Annotated in this window: 15 protein-coding genes; all 15 read left to right on the plus strand. The window is 59.5% G+C overall.

Annotated elements, in window-relative coordinates; genetic code table 11:
• The first annotated feature begins 61 nt into the window (after nt 1–61).
• The 15 genes from epsC (at nt 62) to QCL65_RS01785 (ending at nt 14406) form a co-directional block, all read left to right on the plus strand.
• Nucleotides 62–1000: a serine O-acetyltransferase EpsC gene (epsC, locus tag QCL65_RS01715; RefSeq protein WP_407314280.1), complete on the plus strand. Its 939-nt coding sequence runs from the start codon at nt 62–64 to the stop codon at nt 998–1000.
• 218 nt (nt 1001–1218) lie between these two features.
• A complete protein-coding gene (gene betT, locus QCL65_RS01720; protein ID WP_407316611.1) occupies nt 1219–3180 on the plus strand; it encodes a choline transporter BetT in 1962 nt (653 codons plus the stop codon).
• 534 nt (nt 3181–3714) lie between these two features.
• Nucleotides 3715–5043 (plus strand): OprD family outer membrane porin, encoded by a 1329-nt coding sequence (locus QCL65_RS01725; protein WP_407314282.1) that lies wholly within the window; start codon nt 3715–3717, stop codon nt 5041–5043.
• Between the two features lie 155 nt (nt 5044–5198).
• On the plus strand, nt 5199–5837 hold the full coding sequence (locus tag QCL65_RS01730; protein ID WP_407314284.1) for a peroxiredoxin: 639 nt from the start codon (nt 5199–5201) through the stop codon (nt 5835–5837).
• 147 nt (nt 5838–5984) lie between these two features.
• Entirely contained in the window at nt 5985–6578 is a 594-nt protein-coding gene (gene ssuE / locus QCL65_RS01735; RefSeq protein WP_407314286.1) for an NADPH-dependent FMN reductase, read from the plus strand.
• Between the two features lie 89 nt (nt 6579–6667).
• Nucleotides 6668–7618: a sulfonate ABC transporter substrate-binding protein gene (locus QCL65_RS01740; RefSeq protein WP_407314288.1), complete on the plus strand. Its 951-nt coding sequence runs from the start codon at nt 6668–6670 to the stop codon at nt 7616–7618.
• A gap of 18 nt (nt 7619–7636) precedes the next feature.
• Nucleotides 7637–8782, plus strand: a complete 1146-nt coding sequence (gene ssuD / locus QCL65_RS01745) for an FMNH2-dependent alkanesulfonate monooxygenase (protein ID WP_407314290.1) — start codon at nt 7637–7639, stop codon at nt 8780–8782.
• A gap of 9 nt (nt 8783–8791) precedes the next feature.
• Nucleotides 8792–9583, plus strand: coding sequence for an aliphatic sulfonate ABC transporter permease SsuC (gene ssuC, locus QCL65_RS01750; protein WP_407314292.1), 792 nt, complete (start codon nt 8792–8794; stop codon nt 9581–9583).
• The gene (ssuB, locus tag QCL65_RS01755; RefSeq protein WP_407314295.1) at nt 9580–10392 is read left to right on the plus strand and encodes an aliphatic sulfonates ABC transporter ATP-binding protein; all 813 of its coding nucleotides are present in this window, start codon (nt 9580–9582) and stop codon (nt 10390–10392) included. The genes ssuC and ssuB overlap by 4 nt, the downstream gene beginning before the upstream one ends.
• Nucleotides 10393–10696: 304 nt before the next feature.
• Nucleotides 10697–11278 (plus strand): YjfI family protein, encoded by a 582-nt coding sequence (locus tag QCL65_RS01760; protein ID WP_407316613.1) that lies wholly within the window; start codon nt 10697–10699, stop codon nt 11276–11278.
• A 32-nt stretch (nt 11279–11310) separates the two neighbouring features.
• Nucleotides 11311–12012, plus strand: coding sequence for a PspA/IM30 family protein (locus QCL65_RS01765; RefSeq protein ID WP_407314297.1), 702 nt, complete (start codon nt 11311–11313; stop codon nt 12010–12012).
• A gap of 61 nt (nt 12013–12073) precedes the next feature.
• Nucleotides 12074–12592 carry a rhomboid family intramembrane serine protease gene (locus QCL65_RS01770; RefSeq protein ID WP_407316615.1) on the plus strand — a complete coding sequence of 173 codons (519 nt, stop codon included), beginning with the start codon at nt 12074–12076 and terminating at the stop codon, nt 12590–12592.
• Between the two features lie 2 nt (nt 12593–12594).
• Nucleotides 12595–13245, plus strand: coding sequence for a DUF2491 family protein (locus QCL65_RS01775; protein WP_407314299.1), 651 nt, complete (start codon nt 12595–12597; stop codon nt 13243–13245).
• Nucleotides 13246–13261: 16 nt separating this feature from the next.
• Entirely contained in the window at nt 13262–13690 is a 429-nt protein-coding gene (locus tag QCL65_RS01780) for a DUF350 domain-containing protein (protein WP_407314301.1), read from the plus strand.
• An 11-nt stretch (nt 13691–13701) separates the two neighbouring features.
• Entirely contained in the window at nt 13702–14406 is a 705-nt protein-coding gene (locus tag QCL65_RS01785) for a DUF1190 domain-containing protein (protein WP_407314304.1), read from the plus strand.
• Nucleotides 14407–14408: the final 2 nt, after the last annotated feature.

A 14408-nucleotide genomic window follows, 5' to 3' on the forward strand; every position in this document is an offset into this window, starting at 1 on the left:
GTTTTTTGCCCGTGCCACCTGCGCCGTGCGGCGCATTCATGAATAGCAGGAGTGACCCTTCGTGAACAATCCTTCCCAGCTCCGCCCTGGCCATTGGCAACTGCAGTCCGTCGTGGGTCAACTGCGTGAAGCGCGGGACGAGTGGCGCCAGCACAACGGCCGCAGTTGCGGGCACATGGGCGGGCGGGAACTGCCATCCCGCGAAGCCATGGCAACGCTGCTCGAGCAGTTGTGCGGGGCGCTGTTCCCTATGCGCCTTGGCCCGGTGGACTTGCGCGAAGAGACCGAAGACTTCTACGTGGGCCACACCCTGGACGCCGCCCTCAACGCCTTGCTCGCGCAGATCCGCCTGGAGCTGCGCTACGTAGCGCGCAAAGCCGATTGCGACTTGCAGGAAATAGAAGACAGCGCACAACGCCTGACCCAGGCCTTCGCAGCTGCCCTGCCCAATTTGCGCCGGCTGCTGGATACCGATGTGCTGGCCGCCTACCACGGCGACCCCGCCGCGCGCAGCGTCGACGAAGTATTGTTGTGCTACCCCGGCGTGCTGGCAGTTATCTACCACCGCCTGGCGCATCACCTCTATCGTGCCGGCTTGCCCTTGCTGGCGCGCATTGGTGCAGAAATCGCCCACTCGGCCACCGGAATCGACATCCACCCCGGCGCCCAGATCGGCAAAAGCTTTTTTATCGACCACGGTACGGGGGTGGTGATCGGCGAAACGGCGATCATCGGCGAGCGGGTACGCATCTACCAACAAGTGACCCTGGGCGCCAAACGCTTCCCGGCGGACGAAAGTGGTCAACTGCAAAAAGGCCATCCGCGCCACCCCATCGTTGAAGACGATGTGGTGATTTATGCCGGTGCGACCATCCTCGGGCGCATCACCATCGGCAAGGGCTCGACCATCGGCGGTAATGTCTGGTTGACCCGCAGCGTAGCGCCTGGCAGCAACCTGACTCAGGCCAATTTGTTGCACGACGATGGCGCACAAAAGTAAGCGCGGCGGTGCTTCAAATGCCGCGCAAGGCCGCCCCCAATTAGCCAGGTAAGGCTATCCATGTTTTAATTGAACGCTCGTTCAACTAAAAAGAAGGTTCGCGTTTCGCGTTCAACAGGAGGTATTCCCTTGCTGAAAACGCTTTGTTCAGCTGCATCCCAACCCTATGAGGTCCATCCGTTATGAGTACCTCGTCTGCGCCAAGCGGCAACGTGCGCATGAACGCGCCGGTGTTTTATTTCGCCGCTAGTTTCATCTTGATATTTGGCCTGGTAGTGATCGCTTTCCCCGTGCAATCGGGCGAATGGCTATTGGCCGCACAAACCTGGGCCGCTAACACCGTCGGCTGGTATTACATGCTGGCGATGACTTTGTATCTGGTCTTCGTGGTGACCACCGCCTTGTCCGGCTACGGCAAGATCAAGCTCGGTGCTGACCACGACGAGCCCGAGTTCAGCTATTTGTCATGGGCCGGCATGTTGTTCGCGGCCGGTATCAGCATCACGTTGTTCTTCTTCTGCGTGTCCGAACCGCTGACCCACACCCTGCAACCGCCCCAAGGCGAAGCAGGTGGCCAGGAAGCCGCACGCCAGGCCATGCAACTGCTGTTTTTGCATTGGGGCCTGCACGGCTGGGGGGTGTTCGCTTTTGTCGGTATGGCATTGGCTTACTTCGCCTACCGGCATAACCTGCCGCTGGCTTTGCGCTCGGCGCTGTACCCGCTGATTGGTAAGCGTATCAACGGCCCTATCGGCTATGCGGTGGACGGGTTCGGCATTATCGCAACCATTTTCGGCCTGGGCGCTGACATGGGCTTTGGCGTATTGCACCTCAATTCCGGGTTGGACTACCTGTTCGGCATCGCCCACACCCAGTGGATACAGGTGGCGCTGATCGTATTGATGATGGGCGCGGCAATCGCGGTAGCGGTTTCCGGCGTCGACAAAGGCGTGCGCCTGATGTCGGATATCAACATGCTGCTGGCCTGCGCGTTACTGCTGTTCGTGCTGTTCGCCGGCCCCACCCAGTACCTGTTGACCACGCTGATCCAGAACGTTGGCGACTACCTGGGCGCCCTGCCGAGCAAGAGCTTCGATGTGTACGCCTATAACGAACCCAGCGATTGGCTGGGTAACTGGACGGTGTTCTATTGGGCCTGGTGGATCGCGTGGTCGCCCTTCGTTGGCCTGTTTATCGCGCGGATCTCCCGCGGCCGCACCATCCGTGAGTTTGTCTTTGGCGTCCTGCTGATTCCCCTGGGCTTCACCCTGGCGTGGATGTCTATTTTCGGCAACAGTGCGATCAACCAAGTACTGAACCATGGCATGGCGGCGTTGGGGCAATCGGCGATCGACGACCCGTCGATGACGCTCTACCTGCTGCTGGAAACCTACCCGTGGGCCAAAACGGTGATTGCCGTGACGGTGTTTATCAGCTTCGTGTTTTTCGTGACCTCGGCTGACTCCGGCACCGTGGTGCTGTCGACCTTGTCGTCCCGTGGCGGCAACCCGGACGAAGACGGGCCGAAATGGCTGCGGGTGTTCTGGGGCGCGATGACCGCGCTGGTGACCAGCGGGCTGTTGTTCGCCGGGAGCATCGACTCGCTGAAGTCCGCCGTGGTGCTCACTTCATTACCGTTTTCATTGATTTTGCTGGCCATGATGTGGGGGTTGCACAAGGCGTTCTACACCGAGTCGCAGCGCAAGATTGCTCAGCTCTACTCGCTGGCGCCGGTATCGGCCTCGCGCACAGGGCGTGGCGGCTGGCGGCAGCGCCTGACCCAGGCGGTCAGCTTCCCGTCCCGAGATGAGGTCTACCGCTTCCTCGATACCCTGGTGCGCCCAGCGATTGCCGAAGTGACCGCTGTATTTGCCGAGAAGGGCTTGAGTGCGGTCACCCAGGAAGACCTGAGCCATGATCATGTCTCCCTGGAAATCGGCCACGGCGAAGAGCGGCCGTTTATCTACCAGGTGCAGATGCGCGGCTACTTTACGCCGTCGTTCGCGCGTGGCGGCATGGGCAATCAAGAGCTGAAGAACCGTCGCTACTACCGCGCCGAGGTGCATTTGAGCGAAGGCAGCCAGGACTACGACTTGGTCGGTTATAGCAAGGAGCAGATCATCAACGACATTCTTGATCAGTACGAGCGGCACATGCAGTTCCTGCACCTGGTGCGTTAAATCGTCACGCCGGGCTCGCGTAACGCACGCGAGCCCGGTTTTTTTTGCCTTCGGGCGCACGTTTTTCCTCCCTTCACGCCCCGCCAGCCCCCGGTTCAGAGCCTTCGAATCACAATATTTGCGATTTGTAGGCAACCGTCTTCTATTTGAAATATCTGGTAGCTACTCTCCTGCGGAACCGAGCGATGGCAGCACGCCACTCTTCTCCAAGCCCTGTGCTTGAACGATCAGAATTTTGCTTCGGTGGACCCATTTAGTTATCAACCGACACGCCGATAAACAAATGCAGCGTAAATGTTTGGGATCTGTGTGGTTTTATTCCATAACGATCTTAAAAGATTTGAAACAATTCTTTTTTGATTTGTGAAAAGTTCGTTAACCTGCACCCCGCCAATCGGCCTTTCTAGCAACGTCTAGTCTGGCCTTTGTAGAAGCTGACCATGCAGTCAAGCTTCGGCACCAATCGCCCGAGACGAGGCGACAGCGGTTCGGACAAAACGCGAAACAAGAATTAGAAACCCATAGGAGCACAACATGAACAAGTCCACCCTGGCCCTCGCGGTTGCTGCGAGTGTCCTGGCTCAGCAAGCTGTTGCGGCTGGTTTTATCGATGACAGCAAGGCATCGATCAGCTCGCGTACCTTATATTTCAAGAACGATAACCGTGATGGCGCCAACGACGCCCACGAGACCGCTCAGGGGTTCAAGTTTGACTACATCTCGGGTTTTACCGAGGGTACTGTAGGGTTTGGGGTGGATTTGCAAGCGCTGGTGGGTATCCACCTTGATGGCGGTCGGGGCCGCCCTGCAGGTATTTCGCCTAACGACACTGACGGCTCGGCCGTGGAGAACTGGAGCCGTTTCAACGGTAACGCCAAGGCTCGCTTCTCCAAGACTGAAGCCCACGTAGGCGGTGCGCTGGCGCCTAACCTGCCGATTCTGGTGTCCAACGACGGTCGTGTGTTGCCGCAGACTTTCCAGGGCGCCACTATCGCCTCGAAAGAGATCGATAACGTCACTATCAACGCCGGTCAGCTCGAGCGCGCCACCGGTCGTGCTTCGAGTAACGCTTCCGGGCTTTCGGTCAACGGCGCGAGTCAAGAAAGCAACAAGTTCCGCTACGCCGGTGCTGATTGGAAGGTCACCAAAGACCTGACCCTGCAGTACTACCACTCCCAGCTGGAAAACTTCTACAAGCAGAACTTCCTGGGCCTGTTGCACGTTTACCCGATCAGCGACAACCAGTCGTTCAAGACTGACCTGCGTTATTTCCGCAGCACGTCCGATGGCAAGAATGGCGATACTGGTTACGCCTTCAACAACAACACGTCTGCCGCGACTGACGGTCAAGTTGACGAAGCGGGCAAGGTCGACAACAACACCTGGAGTGCGGCGTTCACCTACTCCTTGGGTGGCAGCTCGTTCATGCTGGGTCGCCAGCAGGTCTCCAACAGCGGCGGCATGGTGTTCCTGAACCAGGGCAGCGTAGTCAATGGTCGTAACCGTGCCGAAGGCGAAGGTGGCGCCAGCGTTTACTTGCTGACCGACGTGATGGTCAACTCGTTCGTACGTGCCGGTGAGAACACCACTTTCGGTCAGTACTCCTACGACTTCACCAAAGTCGGCGTGCCAGGCCTGAAAGCCTCGCTGATGTACCTCTATGGTGAAGACATCCGTTCGGCCAGCGGCCGCGAATACTCCGAGTGGGAGCGTGACGTTCGCCTGGACTACGTAGTACAGAGCGGTTTGCTCAAGGGCTTCGGCACTTCGTTGCGTCAGGGCACCTACCGCAGCCAACTGCCGAACGTGCAGTCCATCGACCAGACTCGTCTGATCTTCAGCTACACCTACGCGTTCTTTTGATCGCGGTGAGTGTGTAAAGGAGCCCCGCCGTGTGCGGGGTTTCTTTTGAGTAAAATTACTTATTCTTTAATGGTCTAAATAAAGCGCTATCAATTCTTTTTAATTCGTATTGCGTCGATGCACATTAGGCTCCATCACAACCCAGGAGCCACCCCATGAGCCTTAAACTCGGCGACATCGCCCCCGATTTCGAACAGGATTCCAGTGCTGGCCGTATCCGCTTTCACGAATGGCTAGGCAGCTCCTGGGGCGTGTTGTTCTCCCACCCGGCGGATTTCACCCCAGTGTGCACCACCGAGCTGGGTTTTACCGCCAAGCTCAAAGACGAGTTCGCCCAGCGCAATGTAAAAGCCATTGCCCTCTCGGTCGACCCGGTGGACTCCCATCAGCGCTGGATCGCTGACATCAACGAAACCCAGGGCACCCAGGTCAATTTCCCGATCCTGGCGGATGCCGACCGCAAGGTGTCAGACCTCTACGACCTGATCCACCCCAACGCCAGCGACACCCTGACCGTACGTTCGCTATTTGTGATCGACCCGAACAAAAAGGTCCGGTTGACCATCACTTACCCCGCCAGCACCGGGCGCAATTTCCATGAAATTTTGCGCGTTATCGACTCCCTGCAATTGACCGATAGCCATAAAGTCGCAACCCCGGCCAACTGGCAGGACGGCGATGAGGTGGTGATCGTGCCCTCGCTCAAGGACGAAGATGAAATCCGTGAGCGGTTTCCCAAAGGCTATCGCGCGGTCAAACCCTATTTGCGCCTGACACCGCAGCCCAATAAATAACCGGGGGTTGGGACCTTTTAAGCATTATAGTTATAACCAAATAAAAAAATATGATTTATGGATATATAAAACCACTGGTAAGGTCAGCTGACTCCGACGCGGTGTGACCACCGCGAGGGCCCAGATTGTGACTCGAGGAAGCTGCTCATGCTGGTTGTATCTCTTGGCGGTAGCCCCAGCCTGCGCTCGCGCTCTGGTGTGCTGTTGGACCGCAGCAAACACTGGCTACAGGGCCAGGGTGTGGAAGTCGTGACCTTCAATGTGCGCGACTTTCCCGCTGAAGACCTGCTACACGCGCGTTTCGACAGCCCACAGGTCATCGACCTGATCCAGTTCGTCGAAAAAGCCGACGGCTTGATCGTATCGACGCCGGTCTACAAAGCCTCTTTTTCCGGCGCGTTGAAAACCCTGCTCGACCTGTTGCCCGAACGCGCCCTGGCCAACAAGGTGGTATTGCCCGTCGCAACCGGCGGCAGCATCGCCCACATGCTGGCCGTGGATTACGCCCTCAAACCGGTATTGGCGGCGCTCAAGGCGCAGGAAATGCTCCAGGGCATTTTTGCCGACGATAGCCAGATCGCCTATGGCGAAGGTGGCGCGCCGGCGCAACTGGTGCCGGCGTTGGAAGATCGGCTGCTCGGGGCGCTGGCCGAATTTCACAGCGCCATGACCCGGCGCCCGCAACCGGTCGACCCGCGCTTATTGAATGAAAGCCTTTTGAGTGCTCGTTGGGGTATCTAACCCCACCTCTTACCTAGATTTACTGGCCTTACTCGCCCGCCAACGGGCAAGCAGGTGCAGCCAAACCCTCATTCGTACAGGAGAGCGCTATGCGCACTGTCTTCTGGCGTCGCGGTCTGGTCGCGCTGTTTGCTGCGGCTGTGTCCTTCGGCGTCTTCACCCAGGCCCAGGCTGAAACCCTGCGCATTGGTTATCAGAAATACGGCACCCTGGTGCTGCTCAAAGCCAAGGGCACCTTGGAAAAGCGCCTGGCTGCCGAGGGTGTTCAGGTGCAATGGACCGAGTTTCCCGGAGGCCCGCAGTTGCTTGAAGGCCTTAACGTGGGCTCCATCGATTTTGGCGTGACGGGCGAAACTCCGCCGGTATTCGCCCAGGCGGCGGGTGCCGACCTGGTCTACGTGGCTTACGAACCGCCGGCCCCCCACAGTGAAGCGATCCTGGTGCCCAAGGATTCGCCAATCCAGTCGGTGCAGCAGCTCAAGGGCAAGAAGGTCGTGCTCAACAAGGGCTCGAACGTGCATTACCTGCTGGTGCGGGCCTTGGAAGACGCCGGGCTGAAATACACTGATATTCAAACCGTGTTCCTGCCCCCGGCCGACGCGCGTGCGGCGTTCGAGCGCGGCAGCGTCGATGCGTGGGTTATCTGGGACCCCTACCAGGCGGCGGCCGAAAAACAGCTGCAGGCGCGCACTCTGCGTGACGGCGAAGGCATTGTGCAAAACCTGCAGTTCTACCTGGCGACCCGCCCCTATGCCGAAAAAAATCCGCAAATCGTAAAGGCACTGATCGAAGAAGTGCGTGCGGTGGGGGAGTGGTCCAAAGCCAACCCGCAAGAAGTGACGAATCAAGTGGCACCGCTGCTGGGTCTGCCGGCCGACATCACGCTGACTTCCGTTAAACGCCAGGGCTACGGCGCCACATTTATTACCCCCGAGGTGGTGCAGGCCCAGCAGAAAATCGCTGACAGTTTTTACCAGCTCAAGCTGATCCCCAAGCCGCTCAGCGTTAAAGACGTCATCTGGACCCCCACCGCCCCGTAATTTGCAGGAGACAACTCCATGAGCCTCAATATTTTCTGGTTTTTGCCCACCCACGGCGACGGTCATTACCTGGGCACTTCCCAGGGCGCCCGCGCCGTCGATCACGGTTACTTGCAACAGATCGCCCAGGCCGCTGACCGCTTGGGCTACGGCGGTGTATTGATTCCCACCGGGCGCTCCTGCGAGGACTCCTGGCTGGTGGCCGCTTCGCTGATCCCCGTGACTCAGCGCCTGAAGTTTCTGGTCGCCCTGCGCCCTGGGATCATTTCGCCGACCGTGGCTGCCCGGCAGGCCGCGACCCTGGATCGTCTATCCAATGGCCGCGCGCTGTTCAACCTGGTGACAGGGGGTGACCCTGACGAACTGTCTGGCGACGGCCTGTTCCTCAGCCACGAAGAACGCTACGAAGCATCGGTGGAGTTCACCCGGATCTGGCGCCGGGTCTTGGAAGGCGAAACGGTCGACTACGACGGCAAGCACATCACGGTCAAAGGCGCCAAGCTGCTCTACCCACCCGTTCAACAGCCACGTCCACCGCTGTACTTCGGCGGCTCATCGGATGCCGCCCAAGACCTGGCGGCCGAGCAAGTGGAGTTGTACCTCACCTGGGGCGAGCCACCTGCCGCCGTTGCGCAAAAAATTGCCGAAGTTCGCGAAAAAGCAGCGAAGTTGGGGCGTACTGTACGCTTTGGCATTCGTTTGCATGTCATTGTGCGGGAAACCAATGCCGAAGCCTGGCAGGCCGCCGAGAAACTTATTGCCCATGTGGATGAAGACACCATCGCCCGCGCCCAGGCATCGCTGGCGCGGTTTGACTCGGTGGGCCAGCAGCGCATGGCGGCGTTGCACGGCGGTAAGAAAGACCAGTTGGAAGTCAGCCCCAACCTGTGGGCGGGCGTAGGCCTGGTACGGGGCGGGGCGGGTACGGCGCTGGTGGGCGATGGGCCTACCGTGGCGGAGCGGGTCAAGGAATACGCCGAGCTGGGCATCGACACTTTTATTTTCTCGGGTTACCCACACCTGGAAGAGTCGTATCGGGTCGCGGAGCTGTTGTTCCCGCACTTGGACGTCGCGCGCCCTGAAGCGCCCACTGGCGCAAACTACGTGAGCCCATTTGGAGAAATGGTAGCTAATGACATTCTGCCCAAAGCCGCGCAGAGCTAAGGAAAGTCCATGAGCCGTTCAACTAATGTTATCCACAGGCTGGCGCCCTGGGCGCTGCCCGTGCTGCTGTTAGCGGCCTGGCAACTGGCCGTCAGCACGGGTTGGTTATCCACCAGGATCCTGCCCGCGCCCAGCGCCGTGATCGAAGCCGGGGTTGGCCTGTTCCGCAGTGGCGAAATCTGGACTCACCTGGCGATCAGTGGCTGGCGTGCCGGTATCGGCTTTGCCATCGGCGGCGGGATCGGCCTGGCGTTAGGCTTTATCACCGGTCTGTCGAAATGGGGCGAGCGCTTGCTCGACAGCTCTGTGCAAATGATCCGTAACGTCCCCCACCTGGCGTTGATACCGCTGGTGATCCTCTGGTTTGGGATCGACGAGTCAGCGAAAATTTTTCTCGTGGCACTGGGCACGTTGTTCCCCATTTACCTGAACACTTACCACGGTATCCGCAACGTCGACCCCGCTTTGGTGGAAATGGCCCGCAGCTATGGGCTGTCTGGGGTTCGGCTGTTCTGGCAGGTGATTCTGCCAGGCGCGTTGCCATCCATTCTCGTCGGCGTGCGCTTTGCCCTGGGGTTCATGTGGCTGACGTTGATCGTCGCCGAAACCATTTCTGCCAGTTCCGGCATTGGTTATCTGGCCATGAACGCCCGTGAGTTTTTGCAAACCGACGTGGTGGTCCTGGCTATCGTGCTTTACGCCATTCTCGGCAAATTAGCCGACCTGGCGGCGCGCGGGCTGGAGCGGGTCTGGCTACGCTGGCACCCGGCTTACCAAGTGACCAAGGGAGGTGCGGCATGACCGTTCTCAACGAGCAACCACCGCACCTATTGCGTGGCTTGCCGCTGGCAGTAAAGCAGCTGCGCAAGGTGTTCAGCACCCGCGAGGTGCTCAAAGGTATTGACCTGCATATCCCGGCTGGGCAGTTTGTGGCGATCGTCGGGCGCAGTGGCTGCGGTAAAAGCACGCTATTGCGCCTGCTGGCCGGCCTCGATGCGCCCACTGACGGCCAGTTGCAGGGTGGCACTGGTGAGCTGGCTGACGCCAAAGGCGATACCCGGTTGATGTTCCAGGAAGCGCGGCTATTGCCGTGGAAAAAAGTCATCGACAACGTCGGCCTTGGCCTGACGGGCGACTGGCGACCCAAGGCGTTGCAGGCTTTAGAAGCCGTTGGTTTGGCTGAGCGCGCCAATGAGTGGCCGGCCGGGCTTTCCGGTGGGCAGAAGCAGCGAGTGGCATTGGCCCGTGCCTTGATTCACAAGCCCCGGCTGCTGCTGTTGGACGAGCCCTTGGGCGCACTGGATGCGCTGACGCGTATCGAAATGCAGCAATTGATCGAACGGCTTTGGCAAGAGCACGGGTTCACTGTGTTGTTGGTCACCCACGATGTGGCCGAGGCCGTCGCGGTGGCCGACCGGGTGATCCTGATCGAAGAGGGGCAAATTGGCCTCGACTTATTGGTTGATTTGCCGCGGCCACGGGCGCGGGGCTCCTACCGTTTGGCCGAGCTGGAAACCCAGGTGCTCGACCGCGTGCTGTCTAACCCGGCCAACCCGGCCCAGGCCGAGGCGGTCTCGCCGTTGCCAACGCAACTGCGCTGGGCCCTGTAGGGCCGTGACCGACGTCTGAACATCGCCCGAGGTGGCGATTGTCAGGCGTTAAATTCAATTCGTGTGCTCACCCGCCCTAGTGGCGGGTTTTTTTTGGTGCAATACCCGGCGCCTGGCTGACATAAATTATCACATGTGAGTCTATTGCAGGTTTCGCTATTAGGCGTATGGTTCATCACATGTGAGCAAGTGTGCGAAGGAGACTGCTTCAATGTCAGACGCGTCCGGCAGAAATGTCAAGCCTGCCAAGGCAAGATCAGGCACGGTAAAAATTGCCGCTGAGAAAAAGTCTTCCAGTTTTTACATGAAGAAAATGCGCGCGGGCCTGGCCAGTGCGGGGTATGTGAAACATGACGCCTGGGTGCTGCCGGAAAACCGCGCGCTGCTCAAGCATGTCGAGAAACAGCTACGCCAGCCTTTGATGGCTGGCTCATTCCAGTTGGAGGAACACATGACCACCGCCGAAAAATGGACCATCGAACGGCTGCACGGCGCGTTTCAGGCGCTTGATGCCGTCGCGTCCAATGAGATCACCCTGAGCCTGCTCCAGGGCGCCGAACCCAGCATCAAGCTGAGCATGAATGACTACGGCGGGCTGCCGGTCTTCATCGCGGTGGTCGGCGAGCAAATCATTGTCGACACCGTGCTGGTGGACCTTGAGTCCATCAAAGATGTGCCTCGCTTCAACGACGCCGTACTGCGTAGCCGCGAGCTGTTTCCGTTGTCGTCCATTGGTATCGAACTCATGCCCAACGGGCAGACCGTCTACAACATGTTCGGGGCCTTGAGCGCCGACTCCAGCTTCACCAACGTCGTGACCGAAGTCGCCGCACTGGCGGACAACGCCCAGCGCGCGAGCGAAGCTTTCGAGCATTTTTTCCGTTAATTCCCGCCGATCGCCGGCACAGGAGCATCAACATGCAATCGCAATCCATCTGGAGCAAGTTGTTCACGGCCCTGCGTGGCGGTGCCAGCGAAGTGGGCGAGTCCATCGTCGACCAGCAGGCCCTGCGCATTCTCGACCAGGAAATCCGCGACGCTGACACCGCCCTGGCCAACGCCAAGCGCGAGCTGGTCAGCATCATGGCCAAGCACAAGCTGGCCAACGACCGCGTGGCGCAGTACGACACCCGCATCGCCGACCTCGAAGCCAAGGCCGTCGCGGCCATGAAGGCCGAGCGCAATGACCTCGCCCTGGAAGTGGCCGAGGCCATCTCCACCCAGGTCAATGAGCGTGACGCTGAAAGCAAGCAGGCCATTGAGTTTGGTGGCTATGTCGAAAAGATGCGCAAAGACATCACCAAGGCCGAAGCCCGCATCAAGAGCCTGCGCCAGCAGGTAGACGTCGCCAAGGCTCGCGAAAGCGTGCAGAAGGCCCAGGTCAGCGCCTCCATCGCCAGCGGCGGTGCCAATGGCAAGCTGGAGACAGCGGTCGGTACCTTGAATCGTCTGCAGGCCAAGCAGGAGCAACGCGCAGCCGAGCTGGAGGCTCAAGACCAACTGGCCGAGGCCTCAACGGGCAACGACCTCGAGCGCAAGCTGCAAGAGGCCGGTATCGTGCCGAACGAAGGCAGTGCGAACGCTATCCTCGAGCGCTTGCGCAAGAACGCGGCGCAGTAACCGGGGGCAGGTCTTGGTCCGTTCCCGGCATGTCACCGTTGTCGCCTGGCTCGCTGCTTTTATGTGCGCGGTCCAGGTGGTCAACACCTTGACGGGCTACAGCCTAGGCGTGTTTGGGTTATTACCGCGCACGATCGTGGGCTTGCCCGGCATCGTGACGTCACCGTTTCTACATGGCTCTTGGTTGCACCTGATCGGCAACCTGTTGCCGTTCGGGGTGCTTAGCCTGATGGTGTGCAGCGATGGCCTGCGCCGCTACGTGGCGGTGAGTGCTACGGTGATCCTCGTGGGCGGCGGCCTGGTCTGGGTTTTTGGGCGCGGCGCCTACCATGTGGGGGCCAGTGGCTGGGTGTTCGGGCTGTGGGTCTATGTCCTTGCGCGGGCCTGGTTTCAGCACAGCTGGGGCAACCTGTTTACCGCGCTGGTGGCCTTGGTGTTTTACAGTGGCATGCTCTACGGTTTCATCCCTCGCTATGGCGTATCGTTCGAGTCCCATATCGCGGGTGCACTGGCGGGCTACTGGGCTGCCCGAACATTCGCCACCGCGCCCCGGCGCGTAACCCCTAAGAAGGAGTCCTGATAATGGGCTGGTTCAAACAGTTCATGGGCCTGCAAGCGCCGGCTGCCAAGGCTCAGCCGCCCAGCGAAGGGCCGATGCGGTTGGCGAGGGGCAAGGCACTTGCGTTCGATTCAACCCTTAAACTGCTGCTCGATGGGCAGACGGCGGTCAAGATCCCGCCCGAACCTACCATTTTCAGCAGTGGGCAGATCGAGTTAGGCCATAACGCTTGGTTGTCCCGCTACTATTTCGACGACGATGAGTTTTGGCTGCAGGTCCATAGCAGCGGTGAGGTCGACGGCCATGTTGAATCCATCATTGTGTTCAACTATCTCGACTCGGTGGCGATTACCAGCGAGGCTGAGCTCAGTCGGCTGGCCGGCCCCTCCAGCCTGATCGGCTTACCCACTTATACGCTTGGCGGTGTCGAGTACCAGCGTGAATGGGGCACCGAGGCGGGGCAGACCGAGCTGGTCGGTTTGCAAGAACGCGTCAGTAGCGCCGAACAGGCTTATACCGTAGAACACCGGTCCATGCTTTACGCCCGCGAGACAGGCCTTACCGAGCGCAGGGAATTCCTGCTGTTTTCGGTCGAGCAAGACGAGGAGGGTGCTGTCAGCCTGACCACTTCGCTGGGCATCTCGTTGTATTCCACCGACCTGCAGGTCATTTGATCCATAGGGAAAGGCCATGCTTGAAGCGCTCTCGATTTCGTTGAACCAGGCTGCCGTTGTTGGCTTTATCGTCTACATGCTCGGCGCGGCCTTTTTTCTCGCGCTGTTCCAATTCGTCTATACGCGCCTGACCCCGCACAAGGAATTCGTGCTGATCCGCGAAAACAATGTTGCGGCAGCTGTGGGGCTGGCAGGTGCGGTGATCGGTTTTGCCATTCCGGCCAGTAATGTGATCGCCTACTCGGTCAGCTTACTGGACTTCCTGGTCTGGGCCTTTATCGCCGCCGTGGTGCAACTGCTAGGCTTCTTGATCACCAGCCTGGTGATCAAAAACGTCTCGGCACGTATTCAGAACGGTGAGCTGGCCACGGGTATCTACGTGGCCGCCGTGGCCGTCAGCGTCGGCATGTTGAATGCGGCGTGCATGACCCCCACCACCTATTGAGCGGGCTCAGGATGAAACGAAGCAAATACGTTCAGCTTTCCCTAGCCGCTTCGGTGGCGTTGGCGGTATCGGGCTGTGGCCAGCAAGAGAAAACCTATTCGGTGAAAAAGGAATTCAACTTCAAGTCGGTACAAGAGTGCGTGGCCGAGAAGTTTCCTGTGGATGTCTGTTCGGATGCCTATATCACCGCCATGGCCGAGCATCGGCGCAATGCGCCGGTGTACGACAGCCAGGCCGATTGCGATGCCGATTTCGTCGCCAACTACTGCCAGCAAGACTCCACCGGCAAGTTCATCCCGCAAATCGGCGGTTTCCAGTTGGGCGCTGACGGCGAAGTGACTCAGTCGCAATTGGATGCGGCCAAGGCCCAGGCCGGTGAGTCTTCCAGCTCGGGCAGCGGCTTTAGCGGCACCAGCCTGCTGACGGGCTTGCTGATCGGCAATATGCTCAGTAGCAACCGGGGCAGTTATTACTCGGCACCTGTCTACAACTACCGCGACTCCCGGGGCGGTTTCGGCACCTCGACCTTGGGCCAGCGAATCGACTCGGGTACTACGTTTGCCAACTCGCGCCAGGCAAGAACCGGCCCGGGTTATTCCCAGAGCTTGCGCAAGCCGATTTCGGTCTCGTCCAGTACCTCCCGGGGTGGTTTCGGCAGTAAGGCCAGCGCCCGTAGCGGTTGGGGTGGCAGTTCGCGCAGCGGTTTCGGGGGTTGACC

This window comes from Pseudomonas sp. nanlin1 (assembly GCF_045571515.1).
Taxonomy (GTDB): domain Bacteria; phylum Pseudomonadota; class Gammaproteobacteria; order Pseudomonadales; family Pseudomonadaceae; genus Aquipseudomonas.